At 65.6% G+C, this 22889-nt stretch carries 24 protein-coding genes and 4 pseudogenes; 9 read left to right on the top strand and 19 right to left on the bottom strand.

The window, feature by feature from the left end:
• Nucleotides 1-7 precede the first annotated feature (7 nt).
• The 9 genes from ccmD to Q0938_RS12180 all read right to left on the bottom strand — a co-directional run bounded on the left by ccmD (nt 8) and on the right by Q0938_RS12180 (nt 6983).
• Nucleotides 8-154: a heme exporter protein CcmD gene (gene ccmD / locus Q0938_RS12140; protein ID WP_299362628.1), complete on the bottom strand. Its 147-nt coding sequence runs from the start codon at nt 152-154 to the stop codon at nt 8-10.
• On the bottom strand, nt 151-876 hold the full coding sequence (locus Q0938_RS12145) for a heme ABC transporter permease (RefSeq protein ID WP_299362630.1): 726 nt from the start codon (nt 874-876) through the stop codon (nt 151-153). Before Q0938_RS12145 ends, ccmD begins: the two co-directional genes overlap by 4 nt.
• A 42-nt stretch (nt 877-918) precedes the next feature.
• Nucleotides 919-1575 carry a heme exporter protein CcmB gene (gene ccmB, locus Q0938_RS12150; protein WP_299362632.1) on the bottom strand — a complete coding sequence of 219 codons (657 nt, stop codon included), beginning with the start codon at nt 1573-1575 and terminating at the stop codon, nt 919-921.
• Between the two features lie 55 nt (nt 1576-1630).
• Entirely contained in the window at nt 1631-2269 is a 639-nt protein-coding gene (ccmA, locus tag Q0938_RS12155) for a heme ABC exporter ATP-binding protein CcmA (protein ID WP_299362633.1), read from the bottom strand.
• 3 nt (nt 2270-2272) lie between these two features.
• Nucleotides 2273-2626 (bottom strand): Mth938-like domain-containing protein, encoded by a 354-nt coding sequence (locus tag Q0938_RS12160; protein WP_299362635.1) that lies wholly within the window; start codon nt 2624-2626, stop codon nt 2273-2275.
• Complete coding sequence (gene secF, locus Q0938_RS12165; RefSeq protein ID WP_299362637.1) at nt 2626-3621, bottom strand: protein translocase subunit SecF; 996 nt, start codon at nt 3619-3621, stop codon at nt 2626-2628. The genes Q0938_RS12160 and secF overlap by 1 nt, the downstream gene beginning before the upstream one ends.
• A 10-nt stretch (nt 3622-3631) precedes the next feature.
• Complete coding sequence (gene secD, locus Q0938_RS12170) at nt 3632-5296, bottom strand: protein translocase subunit SecD (protein WP_299362639.1); 1665 nt, start codon at nt 5294-5296, stop codon at nt 3632-3634.
• A 15-nt stretch (nt 5297-5311) separates the two neighbouring features.
• Nucleotides 5312-5644 (bottom strand): preprotein translocase subunit YajC, encoded by a 333-nt coding sequence (gene yajC / locus Q0938_RS12175; RefSeq protein ID WP_299362641.1) that lies wholly within the window; start codon nt 5642-5644, stop codon nt 5312-5314.
• A 169-nt stretch (nt 5645-5813) separates the two neighbouring features.
• Complete coding sequence (locus Q0938_RS12180) at nt 5814-6983, bottom strand: M20 aminoacylase family protein (RefSeq protein WP_299362644.1); 1170 nt, start codon at nt 6981-6983, stop codon at nt 5814-5816.
• Nucleotides 6984-7047: 64 nt separating this feature from the next.
• On the opposite strand from Q0938_RS12180, the gene mazG reads away from it, so the two are divergent.
• The gene (mazG, locus tag Q0938_RS12185; RefSeq protein WP_299362646.1) at nt 7048-7857 is read left to right on the top strand and encodes a nucleoside triphosphate pyrophosphohydrolase; all 810 of its coding nucleotides are present in this window, start codon (nt 7048-7050) and stop codon (nt 7855-7857) included.
• A gap of 25 nt (nt 7858-7882) precedes the next feature.
• Here the strand turns inward: mazG and dusA are convergent, their stop codons facing one another.
• Nucleotides 7883-8911: a tRNA dihydrouridine(20/20a) synthase DusA gene (gene dusA, locus Q0938_RS12190; RefSeq protein ID WP_299362648.1), complete on the bottom strand. Its 1029-nt coding sequence runs from the start codon at nt 8909-8911 to the stop codon at nt 7883-7885.
• A gap of 219 nt (nt 8912-9130) precedes the next feature.
• Here dusA and Q0938_RS12195 point away from each other — a divergent pair, with 219 nt between their 5' ends.
• Entirely contained in the window at nt 9131-10375 is a 1245-nt protein-coding gene (locus Q0938_RS12195) for a site-specific integrase (protein ID WP_299362650.1), read from the top strand.
• A 191-nt stretch (nt 10376-10566) separates the two neighbouring features.
• Entirely contained in the window at nt 10567-10821 is a 255-nt protein-coding gene (locus Q0938_RS12200) for a pyocin activator PrtN family protein (protein ID WP_299362653.1), read from the top strand.
• A 517-nt stretch (nt 10822-11338) separates the two neighbouring features.
• On the opposite strand, the pseudogene Q0938_RS12205 reads toward Q0938_RS12200, so the two are convergent.
• A pseudogene (locus tag Q0938_RS12205) lies at nt 11339-12178 on the bottom strand (cation diffusion facilitator family transporter).
• On the opposite strand from Q0938_RS12205, the gene Q0938_RS12210 reads away from it, so the two are divergent.
• From Q0938_RS12210 to Q0938_RS12220, 3 genes are all read left to right on the top strand, one after another.
• Nucleotides 12177-12419, top strand: a complete 243-nt coding sequence (locus Q0938_RS12210; RefSeq protein WP_299362655.1) for a hypothetical protein — start codon at nt 12177-12179, stop codon at nt 12417-12419. The pseudogene Q0938_RS12205 and the gene Q0938_RS12210 overlap by 2 nt on opposite strands.
• 14 nt (nt 12420-12433) lie before the next feature.
• A complete protein-coding gene (locus Q0938_RS12215; RefSeq protein WP_299362657.1) occupies nt 12434-13309 on the top strand; it encodes a DUF1989 domain-containing protein in 876 nt (291 codons plus the stop codon).
• Nucleotides 13310-13844: 535 nt separating this feature from the next.
• On the top strand, nt 13845-14192 hold the full coding sequence (locus Q0938_RS12220; protein ID WP_299362850.1) for a P44/Msp2 family outer membrane protein: 348 nt from the start codon (nt 13845-13847) through the stop codon (nt 14190-14192).
• Nucleotides 14193-14243: 51 nt separating this feature from the next.
• Here the strand turns inward: Q0938_RS12220 and Q0938_RS12225 are convergent, their stop codons facing one another.
• Nucleotides 14244-14576, bottom strand: coding sequence for a hypothetical protein (locus tag Q0938_RS12225; protein ID WP_299362659.1), 333 nt, complete (start codon nt 14574-14576; stop codon nt 14244-14246).
• A gap of 103 nt (nt 14577-14679) precedes the next feature.
• On the opposite strand from Q0938_RS12225, the pseudogene Q0938_RS12230 reads away from it, so the two are divergent.
• Nucleotides 14680-14796: pseudogene (locus Q0938_RS12230) on the top strand (IS5/IS1182 family transposase); the annotation flags it as partial.
• A 389-nt stretch (nt 14797-15185) separates the two neighbouring features.
• Here Q0938_RS12230 and Q0938_RS12235 read toward each other — a convergent pair.
• The 4 genes from Q0938_RS12235 to Q0938_RS12250 form a co-directional block, all read right to left on the bottom strand.
• Entirely contained in the window at nt 15186-15650 is a 465-nt protein-coding gene (locus Q0938_RS12235) for a hypothetical protein (RefSeq protein WP_299362661.1), read from the bottom strand.
• 197 nt (nt 15651-15847) lie between these two features.
• Nucleotides 15848-16771, bottom strand: a complete 924-nt coding sequence (locus Q0938_RS12240; RefSeq protein WP_299362663.1) for a LysR family transcriptional regulator — start codon at nt 16769-16771, stop codon at nt 15848-15850.
• A gap of 91 nt (nt 16772-16862) precedes the next feature.
• On the bottom strand, nt 16863-17324 hold the full coding sequence (locus tag Q0938_RS12245; protein WP_299362665.1) for a dihydrodipicolinate synthase family protein: 462 nt from the start codon (nt 17322-17324) through the stop codon (nt 16863-16865).
• 156 nt (nt 17325-17480) lie between these two features.
• A complete protein-coding gene (locus Q0938_RS12250; RefSeq protein WP_299362667.1) occupies nt 17481-18146 on the bottom strand; it encodes a metalloregulator ArsR/SmtB family transcription factor in 666 nt (221 codons plus the stop codon).
• 220 nt (nt 18147-18366) lie between these two features.
• Here Q0938_RS12250 and Q0938_RS12255 point away from each other — a divergent pair, with 220 nt between their 5' ends.
• The gene (locus Q0938_RS12255; RefSeq protein ID WP_299362670.1) at nt 18367-18615 is read left to right on the top strand and encodes a rhodanese-like domain-containing protein; all 249 of its coding nucleotides are present in this window, start codon (nt 18367-18369) and stop codon (nt 18613-18615) included.
• Nucleotides 18616-19186: 571 nt separating this feature from the next.
• Here the strand turns inward: Q0938_RS12255 and Q0938_RS12260 are convergent.
• The 3 genes and pseudogenes from Q0938_RS12260 to Q0938_RS12270 all read right to left on the bottom strand — a co-directional run.
• The gene (locus tag Q0938_RS12260; RefSeq protein WP_299362851.1) at nt 19187-19465 is read right to left on the bottom strand and encodes a 4-hydroxyphenylacetate 3-hydroxylase C-terminal domain-containing protein; all 279 of its coding nucleotides are present in this window, start codon (nt 19463-19465) and stop codon (nt 19187-19189) included.
• Nucleotides 19454-19756 (bottom strand): annotated as a pseudogene (locus Q0938_RS12265) (4-hydroxyphenylacetate 3-hydroxylase N-terminal domain-containing protein); the annotation flags it as partial. The pseudogene Q0938_RS12265 and the gene Q0938_RS12260, both read right to left, overlap by 12 nt.
• Before the next feature lie 202 nt (nt 19757-19958).
• Nucleotides 19959-20113 (bottom strand): annotated as a pseudogene (locus Q0938_RS12270) (transposase); the annotation flags it as partial.
• A gap of 214 nt (nt 20114-20327) precedes the next feature.
• Between Q0938_RS12270 and cas3 the strand changes: the two are divergent.
• Nucleotides 20328-22856, top strand: coding sequence for a CRISPR-associated helicase Cas3' (cas3, locus tag Q0938_RS12275; protein ID WP_299362673.1), 2529 nt, complete (start codon nt 20328-20330; stop codon nt 22854-22856).
• Nucleotides 22857-22889 lie beyond the last annotated feature (33 nt).

The following is a 22889-nucleotide window of genomic DNA, read 5'->3' on the forward strand; positions in this document are numbered from 1 at the left end:
CGAGATCCTAGCCACGGCGACGCTCCACCTCTTGCAGGCGCTTGCGGGCACGGGCGTTCGCAGCGACGGTCTGCACCACGAGGCCCGCCAGCAGCAGGACGGATATGGCCCAGGCCGACAGGACAGAGGCGGCGTAATCGCCCAGTTCGATCATGATCTTACCTCGCGCGCGATCAGCGCGGCCGTCCGGCGACGCCGGATCTCGGTGCGGGTGCGCACCAGCAGCAGCGCCAGAAACAGCAGGAAGAACCCCAGCATGCACAGATAGAGCGGATACTTGTAGACCGGCGACATCCGCTCGCCCGCCTTCAGCGACAGCGAGGCGCCCTGGTGCAGGCCCTGGTTCCAGAAATTCACCGCATAGCGGCTGAGCAGTGCAAAGACGGACCCGACCAGGCACAGCACCCCGGTCAGATCGGCGGCGTTGTCGGGGTTTTCCACCGCCGACCACAGGGCGATGTAGCCCAGATAGAACAGGAACAGGATCAGGAAGCTGGTCAGGCGGGGGTCCCATTCCCACCAGGTGCCCCACATCGGCTGTCCCCAGATCGCCCCGGTCGCCAGCGCGATGAGGGTCATCACGGCCCCCACGGGGGCCGCTGCCTTGGCGGCGAGAGCGCTGACATGATGGCGGCGGATGATCCAGATCAGCGAGGCGACCAGCATCATGACCCAGATGTTGATCGCCATCATGGCTGCGGGCACATGCAGGAACATGATCTTGACCGTCGAGCCCTGCTTGTAATCCTCGGGCGTGGTCAGGCCCCAGATCACGCCGACCGACAGCGTCAGCGCGGCCGCCCCGACGACCCAGGGCAGCGCCACATCGGACAGGCGCATGAACTTGACGGGGTTGGCGTATTCCCAGAATGACATGCAAGGACCTCTATGCGGGGTGACAGCCGGGGTGAAGCCCCCTCACCGCAGATTGACCCGCAGCGCGGCCGCCGCGGCGAAAGGTATCGCACCCAGCACCGCCAGGGTGATGGCCGTCAGGAACGCCAGCGGGGTGATCGCATCCATTCCCGCGCCTCCCCGCCGCACCGTTTCCGCGCCGAAGATCAGGGTGGGGACATAAAGCGGCAGCACCAGCAGCGACAGCAGCAGGCCTCCCCGCCGCAAGCCCACCGTAAGGGCCGCACCGAACGCGCCCAGCATCGACAAGGCGGGCGTTCCGATCAGCAGCGACAGCACCAGCCAGCCCTGCGCCCCCGCCGGCAGATGCAGCAGCAGGCCGAACACCGGGGCGGCAGCGACAAGTGGCAGGCCAGTGGTGATCCAGTGCGCAGCCGCCTTGACCAGCACCGTCCCCTCCATCGGCAGCGGGGCCGTCGCCAGCAGGTCCAGGCTGCCGTCCTCCCAGTCGAGGGCGAAGATGCGGTCCAGCGACAGCAGGCAGGCCAGCAGGGCGCCGACCCACAGGATGCCCGGCGCGATCAGCGCCAGGGTGCCGCCCTGCGGCCCGACCCCGAAGGGGACAAGCGTGCACAGGATCAGAAAGAACGCGAGACCCAGCCCGAACCCGCCGCCCGCCCGCACGGCCAGTCGCAGATCACGCAGCAGCAGCGCCGTCATGCCGCAGACCCCTGCCCGACCCGCGCTGGCCCGTGTCGCGTTGCCCGCGGCGCCATCACGCAAACGCCTCGTCAAAGCCCGCGGGCACCCTGTCCTGCACGCGACGCGGGTCCGCACGATAGGGGGTCAGATCCAGGACCGTCGCCTCGGGCAGGTTCAGGTCGATATGGGTGGCCATCAGGGCGGCCCCGCCGCCGCTCAGGTGGCCACGCACGGCCTGCACGAACAGGGCGACCGAGGCCGTGTCCAGCGACACGGTAGGCTCGTCCAAAACCCAGACCGGCCGCCCGGTCACCAGCAACCGGGCCAGCCCCAGCCGGCGCTTCTGTCCTGCGGACAGCATCGCCGCGGGCCGGTCCGCCAGATCGGACAGGTTCATCGCGGCCAGCGCCGCCCCGATCGCGGGTCCGTCGAAGACCTGCGCCCAGAACCCCAGATTTTCACGCACGGTCAGCGCGCCCTTGATCCCGTCGGCATGGGCCGCATAGGCGATTGCGTCCGGCGCGGCGTCCACGATGCCGTCGACGGCAGCCTGCAGGCCTGCCACGGTGCGCAGCAGTGTCGTCTTGCCGATGCCGTTCGCGCCGCGCAGGATCAGCGCCTGTCCCGCGTCAAGTGAAAAGGTGACGCCTTCGACGGCCCGCCGCCCGCCACGGGCGACGGCCAGATCGCTGACGGACAGCAGCGGCGCCACCGGTCAGACCGGCAGCAGCGCACAGGCGACGCGCCGCCCTTCGGACAGGGTGACGTTGTAGCTGCGCGCCGCGGGCGGCGAGGCCATCGTCTCGACCATCAGCCCCGCGTCGCGCAGCCGCTCCGCCAGATCAGCCGGCAAGCGGCCGATCTCGGCGCCCATGCCCATGAACAGGACGTCAACCTGCCCCGCCAGCGCCAGCAGCGGCGCAGCGTCGTCCAGCCCGCCCCAAGGCCGCGCGCCCGCGTCCGTCACGATCACCGCGCCGTGGTGAACCTCGCCCGCCGCGCGAAAGAAACCGGGGCCATAGCCTTCGACCGGAACGCCACCGGCAAAGTCGGTCGGGCGCATCGCCATCAGGGTCTGTCCTGGAACGGCGTGCCGGCCAGGTCGCTCTTTTCGTCCGCCGCGAGCTTTTCGGGCTTCGACCAGTCGCGCTTGACCCCCAGCCACAGCACGATGTTCTTGGCGAGGTAGATGGTCGAGTAGGCACCGACGAACACCCCCCAGAGCATGGCGAAGACGAAGCCGCGGATCACGTCGCCGCCCAGCACGAGCATGGCCGTCAGCGCCAATGCCGTCGTCACCGCGGTCATGATCGTGCGCGACAGGGTTTCGTTCACCGTCAGGTTCATGACCTCGACCAGCGGCATCGTCTTGAACTTCATCAGGTTCTCTCGAAGCCGGTCGAACACCACCACCGTGTCGTTGATGGAATAGCCCAGGATCGTCAGCAGCGCCGCGATCGTGGACAGGTCGAACCTGATCTGGAACAGCGAGAATATGCCCAGCGTCAGCAGCACGTCATGGACCAGCGCGGCCACGCCGCCCAGGGCGAACTGCCATTCGAACCGCAGCCAGATGTAGAACAGGATTCCGATCGTGGCCGCGGTCACCGCATAGATGGCGGTCTTGATCAGTTCGCCGGACACCTTGGGACCGACGGATTCCACGGCCGTGAAGGTGACCTGCGGATCGACCTGCTTCAGCGCGGCCTCGATGCGGTTCAGTTCCTCGGGCGTGACCGACCCGGTGTCGTCCGTGCTGCCAATCCGGATCTGCGCGACATGCTGGTCAGCGTCGAAGGTGGGGTCGAACACCTCGGTGATCGACACGTCGCCCAGGTCGAGTGCGTCCAGGGCGGCGCGATAGTCGCCCACCTCGAATTCGGTGCTGCTTTCCGCGCGGATCGTCGTGCCGCCGCGGAAGTCGATGCCGAAGTTCAGGCCCATGGTCAGCAGCACGATCAACGATGCCAGCATCAAGAACGCAGACAGGCCCGCGGTCAGCTTCTGCCAGCGAAAGAAATCATAGCTGGTGTTGTCGCGGACCAGCTTCAGACGAAAGGCCATGCGTGATCCCCTAGAGTTCCAGTGTCCGCGGCTTGCGCCAGTCGAGCCACAGCACGATCATCAGCCGGGTCAGGTAGATCGCCGAGAACACGGAGGTCGCGATCCCGATGGTCAGGGTGACGGCGAAGCCCTTGACCGGACCGGACCCCAGGAAGAACATCACCAGCGCCGCGATGAAGGTGGTCACGTTGGCGTCGATGATCGCGCTCATCGCTTCGTTGAAGCCGTTGTCGATCGCCTGCGCCACCCGCTTTCCGGACCGCAGTTCCTCGCGGATCCGTTCGTAGATGATCACGTTCGCGTCCACGGCGGTCCCGACGGTCAGCACGATTCCCGCGATGCCCGGCAGGGTCAGGGTTGCACCGATCGCCGACATGATCGCCAGGATCAGGATGACGTTGACGACCACCGCGGTCGACGCGAACACGCCGAAGATGCCGTAGCTTGCGATGATATAGGCGACGACCAGCACGGTGGCGACGATCGCCGCGATCCGCCCCGCCTCGATGCTGTCCTGACCCAGTTCCGGGCCGATGGTTCGTTCTTCCAGGAAGGTCATCTCGGCCGGCAGGGCGCCGGCGCGCAGCAGCACGGCCAGCCGGTTCGATTCGTCCACGCTCATCGCGCCGGAGATCTGGCCCGATCCGGTGGTGATGGCCTGCCGGATCACGGGGGCGGAGATGACCTGATCGTCCAGGACGATCGCGAAGGGCTGGCCGACGTTGGCGGATGTGTACGCGCCGAACCGCTTTGCGCCTGCCGGGTTGAACCGGAAGTCGACCGCCGGCTGGCCGTTCTGGTCAAAGCTCGGGCGCGCGTCGGTCAACTCCTCGCCGGTGACGACCGGACGTTCCTCCAGCGTGTAGTAAACGCCCTCCTCATCCAGCGACGGCAGCACGACGTTGCCGACGCCGGCAGCGGTGTCCGGATCGACGCCCCGCCCGATGACCGGGTTGAAGGTCAGCTTGGCGGTGGTGCCGATCAGCTTCTTCAGCTCTTCCGCCGACCCGATGCCTGGCACCTGGATCAGGATCCGGTCTGCGCCCTGCCGCTGGATCGTCGGTTCGCGGGTTCCGACCTCGTCTACGCGCCGCCGGACGATTTCCAGAGACTGCTGGATCGTGCGATCGTCCGTCGCAGCCTTTTCGGCGTCCGACAGGCGCACGATGAGGGTGCTGCCAGTCGCCGTGATGTCCAGATCCGTGGCGCCGGCGCCCGAGATGCTGACCACCGGGGTGGCCAGGCCGCGCGCGATTTCCACCGCACGGGCCATCTGCGACGGCTCGCCGATCTCGACATGCAGCTCGTCGGGCGGGCCCTGCGCCCGGCGAACGGCGCCCACCACATCCCGCTGCTCGGCCAGCGCGCCCCGCAACTCGGGCCACAGCGCGTCCATGCGGGACTTGTAGACGTCCTCGACATCGACCTCGCCCAGCAGGTGGGCGCCGCCGCGCAGGTCGAGGCCCAGATTGACCAGCGACGACGGCAGGAAGTCGGGCCAGCCCGACCGCGCCGCGGCAAGCTCGGGCGTTTCGAACCCGGCCTGCTCGGCGGCTTTCAAGGCGTCATTGTGCTGCTCGACCCGGCTGTAGAACAGGTTGGGCATCGCAAACAGCAGACCCAGCGCGACCAGTCCCAGGATCAGGACGCGCTTCCAGGCGGGGATTTGCAGCATGGCGCGGTTGCGTCCTCAGCTGTTGGCGGCGACGGGCGCCGTGCGGTTCAGGACCTGCGCCACCATGCCCCGGGCCACGCGCACGCGCACGCCCTGCGCGACCTCGACCTCGATCTCGTCGTCGCGAACCGTCATCACCTTGCCGATCAGCCCGCCCTGGGTGATGATCTGATCCCCCTTCTTGAGGGAGGCGACCATGTCGCGATGTTCGCGCACCTTCTTCTGCTGCGGACGCAGGATCAGGAAATACATGATCGCAAACACCAGCAGCAGCGGGATGAACTGCGCAAAGGCGGCGGCGCCGCCGGCAGGTGCGGCAGCCTGGGCGTAAGCGGGGGTCACGAACATCGCAGATCCTTTGACAAGCCCCGGTCCGGGACGAAGCAGGCGCACCGAACCACACGGGGCCGGGCAGATTGGCGCGCAACCTAGCGACGAGGGTGGGTGATGTCCAGAAAGGCGAGGCGCGTTGAAGCGGCCCCGCCCCACGGCCTCGCGTCGGCCCCCCCCGGTGGTGCTAGCCCGCGACGCTCGGCTGCGCGCGTTCGACCAGACGGGCGAGGAAACTGGCCCCGATCGGCGCGATCTCGTCGTTGAAATCATAGGCGGGGTGATGCAGCCCGGCGCCGGGGCCCTGACCTAGGAACAGATAGGCGCCCGGCCGCGCCTGCAGCATATAGCTGAAATCCTCGGCGCCCATCTCGCGGCCGCTGTGGCGTTCGACCTTGTCCGGCCCCGACACCTCGGCGGCGACATCCGCGGCAAAGGCCGTAGCCGCCGGCTCGTTCACCGTCGCGGGATAGCCGTGCCGATAGTCAAGCTGCGCCGTCACGCCGAAAGCCGCGGCTTGACCCGCGACGATTTCCCCCATCCGTCGCTTCACCATCTCCTGCACCTCGGGATCGAAGCTGCGCACCGTGCCCTGCACGAACGCGGTGTCGGGGATCACGTTCTCGGCAGATCCCGCGTGGATCTGGGTCACCGACACCACCAGGTCGTCCACCGCGCGATGGTTGCGGCTGACGATCGTCTGCAGCGCCTGCACGATTCCCACGGCGGCGATCAGCGGGTCGGCGGTCTCGTGCGGCATGGCGCCGTGTCCGCCGCGACCGGACACCTTGATGTCAAAGACATCGACGGCCGCCATCAGCGGCCCGGGTGTCGTCTTGAACTGCCCGACATCGACATTGGGGCTGTTGTGGATGCCGAACACCTGCGTGATGCCGAACCGGTCCATGATGCCCTCTTCGACCATCACGCGCGCCCCGCCGCCGCCCTCTTCGGCGGGCTGGAAGATCAGGGCCACCCGGCCCGAAAAGTTGCGGGTCTCTGCCAGATAGCGGGCGGCACCCAGCAGCATCGTCGTGTGCCCGTCATGGCCGCAGGCATGCATCTTGCCGGGGGTCCGGGACTGGTAGGGCTTGCCCGTTGTTTCGGCGATCGGCAGCGCGTCCATGTCGGCGCGCAGGCCGATGGTCGGACCGTCGCCGTGACCGTTGATGATGGCGACGATGCCGGTCCGTGCAATGCCTTCGTGCAGTTCATCGACGCCGAACTCGCGCAGCCGGTCCGCCACGAATGACGCGGTCTGGTGCAGATCGAACAACAGTTCCGGGTTCTGGTGAAGATGTCGCCGCCACGCCGTCATGTCGTCGGCATAGCTGGCGATGCGGTTCAGAACGGGCATGATGGACTCTTTCCTGCGGGATGTGTTTGGTGCGCCCATCATTCCGAACGGCAGGTGTTTGTCCATGTCCGACTCCACCGACCCCCTGCGGCGTCTGATCGACATCATGGCCGCCTTGCGCGATCCCAAGACCGGCTGCCCGTGGGACATCGAGCAGGATTTCGCGTCGATCGCGCCCTACACGATCGAGGAGGCGCACGAGGTCGCCGACGCCATCGCCCGCGAGGCGTGGGACGAATTGCCGGGCGAACTGGGCGATCTGCTGCTGCAGGTCGTGTTTCATGCCCAGATGGCGGCCGAGGCGGGGATGTTCGATTTCGACGACGTCGCCTGCAGCATCGCGGACAAGCTGGTCAGCCGCCATCCGCATGTCTTTGGCGACGAGAGCCGGGACAAGACCGCGGCCCAGCAGGTGCGGGACTGGGAGGAGATCAAGGCCCAGGAACGCGCGGGACGGGCGGAACGCGGGGTGCTGGATGGCGTGGCGCTGGGGCTGCCGGCGCTGACCCGTGCGGTCAAGCTGCAGAACCGGGCGGCGCGCGTCGGGTTCGACTGGCCCGCGACCGATCAGGTTCTGGACAAGCTGCGCGAGGAAACGGCGGAACTGGTGGCTGCCCGCGACGCAGGCGACCCGGCCCATCTGGCCGAGGAGTTCGGTGACCTGCTGTTCGTGATGGCGAACCTCGCCCGGCATCTGGACGTCGATCCCGAAGCCGCGCTGCGCAGCGCCAACGCCAAGTTCACCCGTCGTTTCCGCGCGATCGAGTCCGCGCTGGCGGCGCAGGGCCGGCGCCCCGAGCAGTCAAACCTGGCCGAGATGGACGGACTGTGGGACGCAGCCAAACGCAAAGAACGGGCCGCGCCGGACATCTGAGTTCGACCGACCGCAGCCCCACCCCTTAGGCGTTCACCACCTCCGCCATGGCGACGCGGTCCTCTGTCCTATGGGTGACCGCATCCAGGGCCGCGTCGTAATCGGCCAGCGTTCCCCGCGCGCCCCGTTCGGACAGCGCCCGTTTCCATGCCCGCGCGCCGGGCTGGCCATGAAACAGCCCGAGCATGTGCCGGGTGATCTGGTGCATCCGGCCGCCCTGATGCAGATGCCGGGCAACGATGTCGCGCATCGCCTGGGCCGCGGCGAACGGGGACGGCAGCGGCGGGACGTCACCCCACAGCGCATCGGCACCGCCCAGGATATCCCACGGCCGATGATAGGCGGCTCGCCCGACCATGACGCCGTCCATGACCGACAGCTGCGCGCGGGCCTGATCCAGCGTGGCGACGCCGCCGTTGATCGACAGGTGCAACTGCGGGAATGCCGACTTCATCGCGTGAACGAGATCGTAGTCGAGCGGCGGCACCTCGCGATTCTCGCGCGGGGACAGGCCCTGCAGCCACGCCTTGCGGGCATGGATGATCACCCGGCCCACCCCGGCATCCTGCATGCGCTGCAGGAAGGCGGGCAGAACATCGGACGGGACCTGGTCGTCGACCCCGATACGGCACTTGACCGTGACCTCGACAGGGCTGACGGCCGCCATCGCCCCCACGCAATCCGCCACCAGGTCGGGTGTCTGCATCAGCACCGCGCCGAACCGGCCCGACTGCACGCGGTCGCTGGGACAGCCGACATTCAGGTTGATCTCGGCGTAACCCCGATCGGCCGCGATGTTGGTCGCTTCGCGCAACTCGGCCGGATCAGACCCGCCAAGCTGCAGGGCGACAGGATCCTCGCCCGCACCATGATCCAGCAGCTGCGCACGGTTGCCGTGTATGACCGCCGGCGCAGTGACCATCTCGGTATACAGCAGGGCCCGCCGGCTCAGCAGCCGATGGAACCGACGGCAATGCCGGTCGGTCCAGTCCATCATGGGTGCCACGGCAAGCCTTGATGCACGACAAGCTACTGTTTTCTGGGGCTTATTCATAGCATTCCGGCCGGCTCGTGGCCTTCAAAATCGCCCGATTTCGCCGGATTATGCCGGGTTTCGCCGGGTGCCGCGAGCGGAGTTGCTACGACGTAGCAATTTGCGTCGCGCTCCTCCAGCGCGGTCGAGAGGCCCTCCGCCGCTGTCGGAGCGCCTCCATTTCCGGGTTTTGAAACCCGGACCAACCTTCCGCCTGCAGTCGAACAAGGAAGACCGACCATGTCCACCAACATCATCACCTTTCCAGTCCCCCGCGCTACGATATGCCCGGCAGCACCGACCCAAACTCAGAACCCCGATAGCGACACACGCACCGACAGCCGCAACGAGCATCTGCCGCCGAGCACCTCTCCGGCCCACTTGGACGGCCGCCGCAAGCAGGGCGCGAATTCCCGCAGCGTCGAGCCGAACATCCAAGTGATCCCGGGCGAGAACGGCCGGTGCTCCTATCGCGTCCAGATTCGAAAGTCCATGGCGGGGAAACCCCTCAGCTTTACGAAGACCTTCTCCAAGCTCGCCATGGCAAGGAAATGGAAGAAGAGGAAGCTCGCAGAGATCGAGATCGAGGGCGTTCAGGCAGTATCGAGATGTGGCCATACGGTCGGCGATGCAATCACTGCTCGGTTGGCGGCTCACAAACATTTGGGACGTTCGGCGACGCAACACCTCGGCTGGCTGAAGGCAAGCCAATTCGGGAACACGAAACTGGCCGAGTTGTCGCTGGAATCCCTTATCGACCTTGCGGACGACATGCTTGGTGAAGAGCGGCTGCCTCAGACCGTGGCCGGATATCTCTCGATCCTCGTGAACACGCTGGACTGGGCCTCACGACGCGGTTTCTCCGTTCCGGTCGCTGCAATGAAGCAGGCAATGGAAATCATGTGGGAAGACGAGATACTCGCCCGCTCCGAGGAGCGGGATCGTCGGCCCACTACTGAGGAATTGAACAAGATCTTGCAAGCTGTGGCGAACAACAAGCGGCAGAAAATCCCTGTTGCGAAAATTATCGTCTTCGCAATCTTCAGCTGCCGGCGCCTGGGAGAAATCTGCCGGCTCCGCTGGGACGACCTCCGCGTCGAACAGAAGAAGATCCTTGTGCGCGACATGAAGCATCCTCGGAAGAAGAAGGGCAATGACGTGTGGTGCCATCTCACCGACGAAGCGCTGGCGATCATTCTGTCGATGCCCCGCGAAGGTGAGTTCATCTTTCCTTTCAAGGCAACCTCGGTTGGCACCGCATGGCAACGTCACCGCGACCGATTGAAGATCAAGAACCTCCGGTTCCACGACCTGCGGCATGAAGGGATCACTCGGCTCTTCGAAATGGGCAAACCCGCAGTTTTTGTCGCGAAGTACTCAGGCCACAAGAACGGTGGATGCCTGTTTCGCTATGAGCATGTGGAAGAGGAAGGGGACAAGTTCGCAGGATGGGTTTGGACGACCTGGGTAACCGAGACCCGGTGAGAGGCTGCGGCGTGATCGATCGTTTTGGCCTGCGTGCGAGCGGAGCGACCTCTCGCTGCCGGCAGGCAGGTGCGCTCGAAATCAAGAGCATTTGATCTACACAGTGTAGGGAGACCACCAGTTTTCCTCGGCAGCTTTTTTTCCTCTACCCACATAGACCCACTTCCTGAGCGTCCTGAACGGAGGCTCGAATGGATACCTTGGAACTGCTTCTGCAACACTACAATTCTCGGCCCTTCATCCCTCTCGTGGAGGCCGGAGAATTTTGGGGGCACACGGAGAAGAGGATGAAAGAGAAGATTGACGCTGGCGATATCCGCATGCCCTACTTCACGCCCGACGATAAGCAGAAGTCCATCAAACTGGTCCGTGTCGAAACGCTGGCCAAAATACTGGACGAAAGGGCATCGCATGCGGAGCGCGAATTCGCCAAACTTTGGGATTGAACGAGTTCGGTTGAGCTATCCAGATGAGTCGCATCATCCTGATAGCAAGCGTCGCTTGAGACAACTCACCGGATATCCTCCTTCGACAAGGCCTCTTCGGTCCGCTTCAGCGTCGTGATCTCGATCTTCGGGCGTACGCCGCTCAGGACAGTGACATCCAGCGTGCGACCGCTCTCGACCGACGCGCTCCGTCAGCCTTGCCGCCGCGGCGCATCTGGCTTCCCGCGGTATCGCTCCGCTCGTTGTCGAGCGCGGCCGGCAGGCCGGCGCGGCGGTGAGTGAGCCCATGTGCCGGTGTTCTCGGCGCGGGAATACCACATCGACGCAGAGGCGCGCCGGCTGCTCCTCCAAGCGGGCTGGACCATGCCCGACTCCCGCCCCGCAGAGGCCTGCGGGGCCGCGCCAATGCGGGGCGGACTCTGCGGACGAACGGAGGCTGCTCGGGAGGTGCTCGGCGCCCAGTGCGCAGCCTACATCACGAGAAGCAGAACCGGGGTCCAGACGAACAACCTCACGATCATGGCGCCACCTCAAGTGTCGTTGTCGTCGCCGCAGACAGTTCCTCAGAGCCGCCAGCCTCCTGAATTTCTACAGTGGCGTGCTCCACTCCGAAGCGAGAAAACAGGCGGGACTTGACCGCCCGCCGCACGACCTGCGGGTTCGCGTCAGGCTCGACCTCCGCTTCCAGCGTCACCATCGGCCGCTCCTGTGTGATCGACCAGGCGTGAACATGATGGATGCGGACCACTCCAGGAACGTTCTGGGTCAGATCCGCCGTGACCTCACGCACATCGAAGTCCGCCGGAGCACCTCCCAGAAGCATGTGCCCGCTCTCGCGCACTACCTTCCAGGCCGAGCGCAGGATGATAACGACAACGAGGATTGACAGGATGGGGTCGATGGGAGTCCAGCCGGCCCAGAGGATAACCACCGCCGCCACAATGGCCGGGACGGAGCCGAGGAGGTCGCCCGCTACGTGCAGGGCGGCAGAGCGGACATTGAGGTTTTCGCCCTCGCCTCTGGTTAGAACCCAGAAAGCAAGGATGTTGACGGCAAGCCCGGCGACGGCAACCCACAGCATCACGCCCCCCATCACCTCACCCTGCTCGAAGAGACGGTTGAACGCCTCGACGGTGATTCAGGCGGCTATGGCGAACAGGGACAAGCCGTTGACGAAAGCTGTAAGCACGCTGAGGCGGTCGAAACCATAGGTCGTTCGCCATGTTGCCGGACGCCGTGCGAAGAGGAAGGCCAGCCACGCGAGGACGAGCGAGGCGAAGTCCGTCAACATGTGGCCAGCATCGGCCAGCAACGCGAGGGAGCCAGAAATCAGTCCACCAGCAACCTCAGCGAGCATGAAACTCCCGGTGAGCAGCGCGGCGATTCCAACTGCACGTTCATTACTTCCATGGGTGATGCGCGACGTCGGAATCTGCACGCTGATCTGCGACGGCAAGCGCGCCGAGGCTGCGCGTGAGCTGCAGATCTACCTTCTGGAATCCGAGCAACGCATCCTTGAAATCATCCGCGCGCGGACCATTCGCCGCCCGGACGCGATCTTCGATCCCGATATGGCCCGAGAAGACCAAACATCCTGAACAGGGAGCCTGCCTTGAAGACCCTCTCGAATTCCCCCGCACCTGCCGATGCCGAGGCGCGCAGGGCTGTCGCTCCGGTGGTCTGCTATCCGGTCGGGCGCCTGCCGCGCCCCGATCTCGCGCGCTACGAGGCCGTGCGCGGCGACCTGACACTGATCGAACGTGTCATCATCCCGCCTCGGGATGCCGCCAGCTTCCACGTGCCACAGGGATGTTTCTTCCGGATTTCGGTGGCCGGCCCGCAGGTGGGCGACCTGAACCTGTTCAACGCCGACAATATCGATGAACGCTTCTATTCCGGAAAGACACGAGCGCTGAACGGCACCCATCTGGGCTTGGGGGACCAGATGTTCTCGAGCTTTCCCTACCTGCGACCCATGGCGACGATCACCCATGACACGCTCGACTGGTATGGCTTTGACGCGTTCGGTGGCGGCGTTCACGACGTGATCGGCACCCGCTGCGATCCCTACACCAACAACCTGCTTTCGGGCGGCGGGCAGTATCACCATTGCTGCCACTCGAACCTGACGCGGGCGCTCGCCGAGGCCACCGGCCTGCCCCTGCGGCAAGCTGAACCCTACGTGCATGACGTGCTGAACGTCTTCATGTGCACCGGCTTCCTGCGCGAAACCGGGCAATACTTCATGAAGGCTTCGCCCGTGCGGGTGGGCGATTACCTCGAGATGTTCGCCGAGATCGATCTCCTGGGGGTCTTGTCCGCGTGTCCGGGCGGCGACTGTTCGACGACGCACTCCTCGGATCTGGCGATCTGCAACGAGATGTACGTGGACATCTACCGTGCCGACCGCCTGCCGGAGGGATGGGAGCCGCCGGCCGTAAACGGCTATGATCGCAGCCACGGGGTCGCCGTGAATACGAACGTCTGATCGCCGTCACGTCGCCCCACGGCACTGCGGATGCGCGGCAGTGCGCGATCGGTCTCGAGGCTGCCGTCAAATGTCGTGGCCGCAGAGCTCCTCGCGACCAATTGCCTGTGAAGCGCATGACAGGCTCTTCTTCGAGAACGGATAGTCGCCTTCCATCTGACAGGAGAGGGAGCGAGGGGCGCGGAGATCACATCGCACCGATCGTCACGGCTCTGGGCCGCACGTCCCGGGACAACATCTGCCGCGAGCAATCCATTGAGTCCCTCGACGCCGCCGACGCGCTGGTGTCAGACAAGAAAGCCGCTTTGCGTGCCCGTCTCGCGGCGAAGCGAAAACTGCCGGGCGCGTCGAAGAAGAGCCCCGGGGAGGGCGCGGACGACCTGCTCCTGGCGAACGGCTTTCTGACGCCTGACCAGCGCTGGAGCGCCGAGACGCTATCGCGCCGGCGGGGCGGGATCGTGGCGCTCGCAAAAGCCCTCGCCGCCTCTACGGGGATCGCCGCCTTTGTGGATCAGGTCCTCGAAGTGTCCCGGCGCTGCGCAAGGCCGACGGCGACACTTCTGCCAACGTCCTCATGTTCAATGCGCTTTACATGTTCGACGGCATGGGCGCGACCGGGGCGGTTCAGCCCTATCTCGGCGCCGGCATCGGCGGGGCCAACGTGGAGATGAGCGCCGGCGGCCAGGATTTCGACGCCGACAAGTTGCTGGCCTACCAGTTGATCGGCGGCGTGGACTACGAACTGAACCCGAAGGTGAGCCTCTACGCAGAGGGACGGTGGTTCCAGACCGAGTCGGGTGACTTCGACGGCCCCGACGGCGAGAGCTTCGACGGCAAGTTCGAGACCTTCGACCTGCTCGTCGGCATGCGCTATGCCTTCTGACGAAAGCTGACGGACGGGCGCCTGGCCTGCCTGAGAGGCTGACTCAAGGGCTCATGCGAAATCGCAGTATCTTGCGAAATGCGGTGTCATAAGCCTGATGCCTGCGATCAGTGTCCAGGCCGTTGAGCTTTCCAACGATCGCTCCTCGTCCTTTGCCAATCTGTGGCATTGCCTGAGCCATGCGAATGTTCGCTCGACCGACCCGTCGACGCGGCAGAACCTCGACCCATTCGCGGTGTCGGAACGCTTGGTGATCTCGAGCGTCCAGTCGCCGCGGCCGCTGCGCGTTGCCTTCAGCTTATCCCCGGCATAGCCGCCATCGGTGAACGTGGCGCAGCCAAGGAAACCGGTGCCGGATCGAGCGGAAGACGTCCGGGTCGCCATCGCGGTCTTGGATGCCGGCCGGTTGAACGACGGGAAACAGGAGCAAGCCGAGCATATCGGTCATGATGTAACGCTTGCGCCTCCTCACTCGAACGCTGGCATCCTCAACCGCTTTAGCCGCCTCGCCAGACGCTATGAGCGACGCGCCGACATCCACGATGCTTTCGTGATCCTCGGCTGCGGCCTCATCGGGCTCCACCAGATCAGAAGGTCTTGTTAGGTGTTCTCAGTCGCGCGTTGCAGACCGGGCACGCGAGAGAATCTGCGGGTCAGCCCGACCGTGCAAATCCCCTGCCCGGTTCATCGCCTTTGGTGAACTCGCCGGCTCTCCCGGCTTGATTTCTCGTTTCTGCGGTACAACGCCCGCTTAGGAATCCTCTCAGGACACAACACGCCTGAAAGCCGGGAAAGTGCGCCTCTGAGCAGCCCGGAAGGCACTGCGCAGTCCGGTGTTTCACTGCACTGTGCAGCGACAGGCGAGGCGAGAAGCGGGCCGGCTCTGGACCCGCGACCAGCCCCGCTTTCACGCGAGGCTGGCCATGCTCTCCGCACGTGCCGGGAGCGAGGCTCTCGAGCCTTCAATGGTATCAAGGCTCAACTGGACGAGGCTCAGTTGGTGAGCGGCTCCCATCCCTCGTGAGCGAAATGCGCGTCATAGGCCTCGAGGGCTTCGGCGACGAGGGTCATCCCTGCTTCCGGTTCGTCGCCGGTGAGTTGCTCTGCACCCTCGATGACCTGCCCCAGCAGCACGTGAAGCTGGGCGTCCGCATCGGGCGGGAGCTCGCAATTCGCGATCATGTAGTCCACCTGGGATTCGACCGCGGCAGCAAGGGCACCGTACTCTGCCGGGGACGTTCCATTGTCGGCGACCATCGGCGCAGCGGCGTTGCGGATGGTTTCCATCGCGGCGCGCAGCGGCGCGTCGGTCTGCCACTTCTGTCCGTCGTCAAGCGACAGCATCTGAGCGGCTTCGTCATGCCCGTCATGAGCCTGCTCGCTCGCGGCCACAGCCGGGGTGGCGGACAGGGTGGCGGCAAGCAGCAGTGCGGTGAGGGAAGCAGTTGTCTTCAGCATGTCTCTTACTCCGGTAAACTTCATTGTCGGCGGCCCGGGTTCCGGCAGGAGAACCGTTCCGATGCTGCCCTGACCCCAATGTGGGCTGTGCGACCGGAGTTATCCATTCGCCATCCCGACAAGCAGGCCTTGCACAGATGCACAAGCACGCTGTCCGCACGGCTGCGTCGCTCCGCTGCTTGACTGCCCCCCGGCAATCAGGCGCCCTGCCCTTCGGGCCGCGCCTCTGCCGCTTGCCGTTCCCCGCCCTCGAGCAGCGACGCCTCTTTCGCGATTTCCTCGGCCAGGAAGTCCATGAAGACGCGGATGCGCGCGGTTCGGCGGAGATCCTCGTGGGTGAGGAGCCACAGGTCGAGCGCGAAGTCGTCGGGCAGATCCGCCACGCGCACGAGACCTGGTTCCGGATCGGCCAGGCCGCACGGCAGTGTCGCCAGCCCTATCCCCGCCCTGGCGGCGGCGAGGGCGGCGGCAACCGAGTTCACGCGAAAGGTCGGGCGGACCTGCGGCAGGAACGCGGCGAGGCGGCGGACGAGCGGCGCGTGCTCGGCGTCGAAGCCGATCCACGCTCGTTCGGTCAGCGGCGTTTCAGCATCGCCCGCACCTGCGGAACCGTAGACCGCAAATACCAGGCGACCCACCCGCCGCCCGACCAGCGTTTCCGGCGGCTGGTTGCCGACCCGCAGCGCGACATCCGCCTCGCGGCGTGTCAGGCTCAGCGCGGCGTTTCCGACCGTCAGTTCGAGCTCGATGCCCGGATAGGCTCGCTGGAATGCGGCCAAGTGCCTTGGCAGAAGGCCCTGCGCGAGCATGTCCACCGTGGTGATTCTCACCGTGCCGCTCAGCCGCAGGTCGCGACCGGTGACCCTGCGGCCGATCGCAACCATCTCCTCCTCGACGCGCAGGGCGCTCTCCTGCATCGCTTCGCCCGCAGCGGTCAGTGCGTAGCCGTTCGGCAGCCGGTCGAACAGCCGCACCCCCAGCGTCTCCTCGAAGCCCCCGATGCGGCGAAAAACGGTGGAATGGTTCACCCCCAGCGTCCGTGCCGCGCCCGACAGCGTGCCCGCCTGCGCCACAGCCAGAAACAGCTTCAGGTCGTCCCAGTTCTCGATCTGTCCATCCATGACAGGAGACATTTCAGTCTCCGCCAAGCGGCACAAGCCGGCAGCGCCGCTCCCGCTGCGCAAGGTTGTGCGACCCGTCAGCAGACAGGTTTCAGAGCCGCCCGATCAGGTCGCGCGTGAAGGTGAAGTTCGTCGTCCGGGGATTGTTGTAGATGCACAGGGGCAGATCTCCAGCCGCGGCGACGACTTCGACATGCCGGAACACCTCATCCTGCGTGAGCGGCTGGTAGGACATGGGCGCCAACAGGAGGCCGTCGGCTCCAGCTCTCTTCGCGTCCCGGGCGAGGTCCTCGGCCACGTCGGTACGGAGCGCACCGACCCCGACGATGACGGGCGTTCGTCCCGCAACGCATTCGACAGCGGCGCGAAGCGTGCGCTTGCGCTCAACGGGTGTGAGATACGGATAGCCGCCGGTGCTGCCCAGCAGACCGATGGAGTCCGCGCCGGCAGCCAGGATGCGCTCCAGGAACCGGCACAGCAGGTCAGGGTTCAGGCGCCCCTCCTCATCCGTGGGCGTCAGGGGAAATGCAGAGAGGCCGGTGAACAGGCTCATCGAACAGCTTTCCTATGGACCACGTGAACAATCAGATGCCCGCCCAGTGGGCAGATGGAAGCTCCGCACTCCACTCCCGCCTTGCAGGATGATGCGCGATCTCTGCCGCCATCAAGAGGGGACCTGATCAGTGATCGTGAAGGGCGTCTCGTTGGCTCACGGCATGGCGGCCAGCACCGGTCTTCCCTCCTCGCGCCACTCCGGCAAACCGCCTTCCAGCCGCCGCGCGTTGAGGCCGTGGCGGCGCAGGGTGGCGACGGCCTGGTGGGCGTAGACGCAGTACGGACCGCGGCAATAGGCGACGATCTCGGCGTCCGGCGCGAGCGTCGAGAGAAGCCGGTCCAGCTCTGTCAGGGTGGCGTTCAGCGCCCCGGGAATGTGGCCCGCGGCGTATTCGTCGGCAGGCCGGACATCGAGCACAGTGACGGAGCCCTCCGCGAGCCGCGCGGCGAGCTCCGCGCGGCTGACGGGTTCGGGGGCGTCCTCGCCGCCCGAGAGCCCGCGCAGGATGCGCTCGACCTGCGCGAGGTTGCGTTCGGCGACGACGCGGAGCAGGTCCATCAACGTGAGCGTCCTGGCGTCGGTCAGACGATAGATCACTGCCTTGCCGTCGCGGCGGCTGGTGACGAGGCCCGAGCGACGCAACTGCTGCAGGTGCTGCGAGCAATTGGCGACGGTGAGGCCGGTCTTTTCGGCCAGCGCCTCCACGCCGCGTTCACCCTGCGCGAGCTGTTCGAGGAGCGACAGCCTGGCCGGAGCCGAAAGGGCACGGGCGACGAGGGCGTACTCCTCGAGGAGGGCTGTCTTCGGGCTGATTGACACGGAGCGTCTCCGGACGAAAGATCATTCAAGCGATGAATTGAAGGATAGTGATTCTGTCATGGTCCACAACCCGGGAGCCATGCCCGAGACGATCCTGGCAGCCGAAACAGACGTTCAGACTTGCCGCGTTTCGAAGCCCTGCCGGGGGGCCGCGCCGCTGCACAGGCGGACAAAGGATGGCCTGGCCGGTCGTCACCGGACAACTCAACGGAGGAACATCATGAGACACGTCTACGCCACAGCGGGCACTTTCTGCCTGATGGCAAGCACGGCCTGGGCCGCCGACCTTCCGGGTCCGCTGGTCAGCACCGACTGGCTGGCGGAACACCAGGAAGAGGTGCTGATCATCGACGTGCGCAACGATGACGCCAGCTTCCTCGAATCCGGCCACATCATCGGCGCGATCCCCTTGGACTCGCCAATGAAGCGGCTCAAGCCGGGCTCGAGGCCTCACCAGGGTCCCAGATGACTCTCCCACAGTCGCTCCGCGGGTGAATGCAAATTACAGGGCGCTGCGATATCAAGCTGGCGCTCTTGGTCTTCCCGTTTCTGAGCCACTCGAGAACGGAATCGATCGCAGACTGGTCCGTGTTGCACCGGATGGATCGGCCGATGATGTCAACGCGCCGCCCTCTGAAGCCGACATCGTTGGGATGGCGTCCCAGATGCGAGGGCCCGAAGTCTTGAACGCCACGGCGGCGGCATGGGAACGGCCGCGCCGGATGCTCGGAAAAAAAGGCCCAGACGTCGAGATCCTTCACGCCACGCGCATGTCGAACGAAATGCTCGGCACCACCTTGGCAAAGGCACAGCATCAGTAAACGGTCCCGATAAAGGTCGCCCGTGCCGGGTCGCCTCGCGAACAGCCGCTGCAAATCATCAATGGCCAACTCTGCGAGCCGTTGGAGGTCCGCAGCGGCGAGCGCCTCGAAAGATCGCTCAGACAGGAGTGCAGGTGATGTGGCAACTTCCATTTGCGCAGCACATTGTTCCATCAGCCACGCCTCCACCATCGCGATCGCCTCTATTTACCGGGCGATTTAAACGGTGACTATGGCGCGGCTGCAGCGGAAGCGGCGTTTTTGGCTTGGTGGCGGAGCTGCTGGGCCGATCAGCTCGACCATCTGATCGCGGATATGCGCGTGCCGATCCGCATCGAGGCCGTTGGCCTCGATCATCAGCGCCCCGGCCCCGATCAGCAGGTCGCCGAAGCCCGCGCGCGCACCGATGCAGGATTGACGATGGTGGGTGGCATAGGAGGTCGTCAGAAACCCGCCCTCCTCGGTCTCGCCCGCCAGGAAAACGCGGTCGTGCGGCACGAAAACGTCATCGAAGACCACCATCGCCACCGCCTGTCCGTACTTGGCCAAGAACTTCGCGGCGGCATTCCCCGGCTGCCCCGCCGGCCGCGAGATGATCGTCACGCCGGGCGCGTCGCAGGGAACTGCGCAGCACACGGCGAAGGCGCTATCCTCGGGCACATGGGTGCGACAGGGCATGACAAGGAACTCGTGCATGTAGGGCGCACCCGTGACGATGGCCTTGGTACCGCGGATGACGATGCCATCCGGACGCCGTTCCGTGATGTGGACATAGACGTCGGGATTGACCTGCTTGCCTGACGCAGCGAGCGGTCGCCCTTGGCGTCGGTCATCGCGACATCACGCCGCCCACCTGGCGCGGCGCGGCCATCGCCATCTACCGCTTCTGGCGCGACCTCGGCTCCGCAATCGGCGCGCTCGGACTCGGGCATGCCGCAAGCCTGACCGGCGCGACCGGAGTTGCCTTCTGGTTCATCTCGATCTCCATGTGGTTCAGCGTGACCAGTCGGGTATCGAGCGCGCGTTCGCGATACCCGTTTCGCCGAGGGTGCGCTCGCCGGTGCGCTCGTGCAGGCTCACGCCGATTTGGCCTTCCACATCTGCCTCCATGATCGGCTGTGAGACAGGTTCGGCGTTCGAGCGCAGGAGGTTTTCCGGATACTAATAATGCTTTGCCAGAAGCTCGAACACGCCCATGTTGGCGTTGGTCATCGGGCTATCCGTTCGGCCGGTGTTTGAAGTCGCCAAACTCCACCTCGATCGTCGACTCGATGGCCATCCGGGATCACACCGTGAGGTCCACTTATCAAGAGGGAGCCAGATTGGTATTGTTCTTTCTTCAGGTAATAGGACGGCCTCAGTGAGCGTGGTAGCTTGTCACACCCCCTTTAACCGACAGAACATCACGTCTTCTCGTCTGTTGGGCTGGCCTGGGAAAAGTGCGCGCAATGATGGGCCTGAGCATCCCGCCCTTTACCACATGCTCGACGTGGCTGCCGTTGCAGAGGAGCTTCTGCGCCCGAGTCCCGTGCCCGAGAACTGGAAGGCGGCCTTTGTCCTGTTGGTGGCTCTCCATGACCTGGGCAAGATCGGAGCAGGCTTTCGGGCAATGATCCGCGAGGGCAAGCCTCAGGCTGCGCTCCATTGGGAGCTCACGGAAGCCTGGCTGCTGGGCGATGAAGTGCTGGAACACCGATTGCAAGCCGACCCTTGGGCAATGGAAGCTTTGATTCCCGCCATTGCCGGTCACCACGGACGGCCATCGAGACGTGACACACGGTTCTTCGCGCGCATGCGCGACAGCGCAGGTGCCGAGGCAGCGGCTGACGTGCCTGTAGCGATCGCCGCCTTGGCGGATCTGTGGCCTGCCGCGTCTTTGGCAGGCGTTGATGGCGCCCATGCAGTGGCGTTGTCTTGGTGGCTGGCGGGCCTGACCACGGCGGCGGACTGGATCGGGTCGAACCCTGACTGGTTTCCGTCAAGGTCCCCTGGCCTGCCCCTGGCCGACTATCTCGCCTTGGCCCGCAAAGCCGCCGCGCTCTGCGTGCCGGAGGCGGGGCTTGCCGGTGTCAACGCCCGCGACAGCAGGCTGTTCGATTTCGCGCTGCGCCCGATGCAGGAGGCAGCGTCCTCTGCGCCACTGCCCGGCGGGCCGATGCTCGCCTTCATCGAGGACGAAACTGGAGCGGGCAAGACGGAGGCCGCGCTGATCCTCGCGCAGCGTATGTTGCTGGCCGGTAAGGGCAGAGGCCTGTTCTTCGCGTTGCCGACCATGGCGACGGCGGATGCGATGTTCGTCCGGGTGTCAGGGGTCGTGGGGCGGATGCTGAACGGGCCGACCGTCACCCTGGCTCATGGGCGCGCGGGATTGTCGGTGCCGTTCCGCGACCTGCAGTACCGTGCAAGGGACGGCAGCGACGATGTGACCTGCACGGAATGGCTGGGGGCTGACCGGCGGCGCGCTTTGCTGGCCAACGTAGGGATCGGGACAGTGGACCAGGCGTTGCTCTCGGTGATGCGTGCGCGCTTCTCGGCGTTGCGGCTGTGGGGCCTTTCATCGAAGATTCTTCTGGTTGACGAAGCCCACGAGATCTCGGGCGATGGTTATATGGCGGTCCTGCTCGAGCACCTGTTACAGGCCCACGCCGCGCAGGGTGGATCAGCCATCCTGCTGACAGCCACTTTGCCGCTGGCCGCTCGTGGGCGCCTGAGCCGTGCTTTTGCCCGGGGCGCTGGGCTGGACTGGGCGGCAGATCACGATCCGGCGTATCCCTCGCTGACGATTTTTGGGGCACGCACGGTGCCCGTTAGCTCAACTCCCAGTCGGAAGGGGATCGTGAAGGTCGAGAGGCTGCCGGATGCCTCGGTTGCCGCCGATCTATTGGTCCGCAGAGCCGCGACGGGGGCGGCCTGCGTCTGGGTGCGCAATGCCGTGGACGATGCGATCGCAGCGGTCGATCTGCTGCGCGAACGCGGAGTGGAGGCCTCGTTGCTGCACGCCCGTTTCGCGCTATGCGACCGAAAGCGGATCGAGGCGGCCGAGCTGGCGCGCTTCGGCCGAAAAGGCGCGACCCGGGCAGGAAAGGTGCTCGTAGCAACCCAGGTGGTAGAATCTTCCTTGGACTTGGATTTCGACGTGATGGTGTCTGACCTTGCGCCGATGGCTGCGCTGATCCAGCGCGCCGGGCGGCTCTGGCGCCACATGGAGGAGCGGCCGCAAAACCAGCGCCCCGTTTCCCGGCCCGTGCTGCATGTCGTCTCGCCTGATCCTTCCGAGGTGCCCGGTGCGCGCTGGCTGCACCAGGTGCTGGATGGCGGCGCATGGGTCTATCCGCTGGCGGACCAATGGCGCACCGCCGCCCTCCTGTTCCGTCGAGGCGAGATGAATGCGCCCTCCGAGCTGCGCGACCTGATCGAGGCCGTACATGGCGATGGGGCCGCCCCGATCCCACCTGTTCTTGTCGCCGCCGAGCAGGAGCGTATCGGAGAGGGCTATGCCCGCCGCTCGCTGGGCGACCAGAACGTCATCGACTTCGGTTCCGGCTATCGACAGGGCGCGGCTGGGGCGGATGACACGCGCTATCCCACCCGGCTGGGGCGTGAGACACGCACGCTGGTTCTGGCCCGCCGCCGTGAGGGCGCACTTCAGCCGTGGGCGCATGGCACGGAGATGCTGGCAGACCTTTGGAAGCTTTCTGAGGTGGCTGCCGCAAAGGCGCGGCTGGACCGCCTGCCTCTTCCCGACCAGTCCGCGCCCGAGATCCTTGTCGCTACAAAAGACTGGCCGGAGTGGCGCCGCGCGTCGGTGACGGTTTGTCCGGTGGATGAGGGCGGGAAGATTTGCGAGGGGTTGTTCTATTACGAGAACTCGGGTCTTGTGTGGAGATGATCTTCGCACGTGCGGAGATGCCCCGACAGCAGC

Origin of the sequence: uncultured Paracoccus sp. (assembly GCF_947496875.1) — a bacterium.
GTDB lineage: Bacteria > Pseudomonadota > Alphaproteobacteria > Rhodobacterales > Rhodobacteraceae > Paracoccus.

Excerpts from the sequence above, each read along its gene's own strand:
- ccmD (WP_299362628.1), bottom strand. The coding sequence starts at position 154 with ATGATCGAACTGGGCGATTACGCCGCCTCTGTCCTGTCGGCCTGGGCC.
- Q0938_RS12145 (WP_299362630.1), bottom strand. The coding sequence starts at position 876 with ATGTCATTCTGGGAATACGCCAACCCCGTCAAGTTCATGCGCCTGTCC.
- ccmB (WP_299362632.1), bottom strand. The coding sequence starts at position 1,575 with ATGACGGCGCTGCTGCTGCGTGATCTGCGACTGGCCGTGCGGGCGGGC.
- Q0938_RS12160 (WP_299362635.1), bottom strand. The coding sequence starts at position 2,626 with ATGGCGATGCGCCCGACCGACTTTGCCGGTGGCGTTCCGGTCGAAGGC.
- secF (WP_299362637.1), bottom strand. The coding sequence starts at position 3,621 with ATGGCCTTTCGTCTGAAGCTGGTCCGCGACAACACCAGCTATGATTTC.
- secD (WP_299362639.1), bottom strand. The coding sequence starts at position 5,296 with ATGCTGCAAATCCCCGCCTGGAAGCGCGTCCTGATCCTGGGACTGGTC.
- yajC (WP_299362641.1), bottom strand. The coding sequence starts at position 5,644 with ATGTTCGTGACCCCCGCTTACGCCCAGGCTGCCGCACCTGCCGGCGGC.
- Q0938_RS12180 (WP_299362644.1), bottom strand. The coding sequence starts at position 6,983 with ATGCCCGTTCTGAACCGCATCGCCAGCTATGCCGACGACATGACGGCG.
- mazG (WP_299362646.1), top strand. The coding sequence starts at position 7,048 with ATGTCCGACTCCACCGACCCCCTGCGGCGTCTGATCGACATCATGGCC.
- dusA (WP_299362648.1), bottom strand. The coding sequence starts at position 8,911 with ATGAATAAGCCCCAGAAAACAGTAGCTTGTCGTGCATCAAGGCTTGCC.
- Q0938_RS12195 (WP_299362650.1), top strand. The coding sequence starts at position 9,131 with ATGTCCACCAACATCATCACCTTTCCAGTCCCCCGCGCTACGATATGC.
- Q0938_RS12200 (WP_299362653.1), top strand. The coding sequence starts at position 10,567 with ATGGATACCTTGGAACTGCTTCTGCAACACTACAATTCTCGGCCCTTC.
- Q0938_RS12210 (WP_299362655.1), top strand. The coding sequence starts at position 12,177 with ATGAAACTCCCGGTGAGCAGCGCGGCGATTCCAACTGCACGTTCATTA.
- Q0938_RS12225 (WP_299362659.1), bottom strand. The coding sequence starts at position 14,576 with ATGGCGACCCGGACGTCTTCCGCTCGATCCGGCACCGGTTTCCTTGGC.
- Q0938_RS12235 (WP_299362661.1), bottom strand. The coding sequence starts at position 15,650 with ATGCTGAAGACAACTGCTTCCCTCACCGCACTGCTGCTTGCCGCCACC.
- Q0938_RS12240 (WP_299362663.1), bottom strand. The coding sequence starts at position 16,771 with ATGGATGGACAGATCGAGAACTGGGACGACCTGAAGCTGTTTCTGGCT.
- Q0938_RS12245 (WP_299362665.1), bottom strand. The coding sequence starts at position 17,324 with ATGAGCCTGTTCACCGGCCTCTCTGCATTTCCCCTGACGCCCACGGAT.
- Q0938_RS12255 (WP_299362670.1), top strand. The coding sequence starts at position 18,367 with ATGAGACACGTCTACGCCACAGCGGGCACTTTCTGCCTGATGGCAAGC.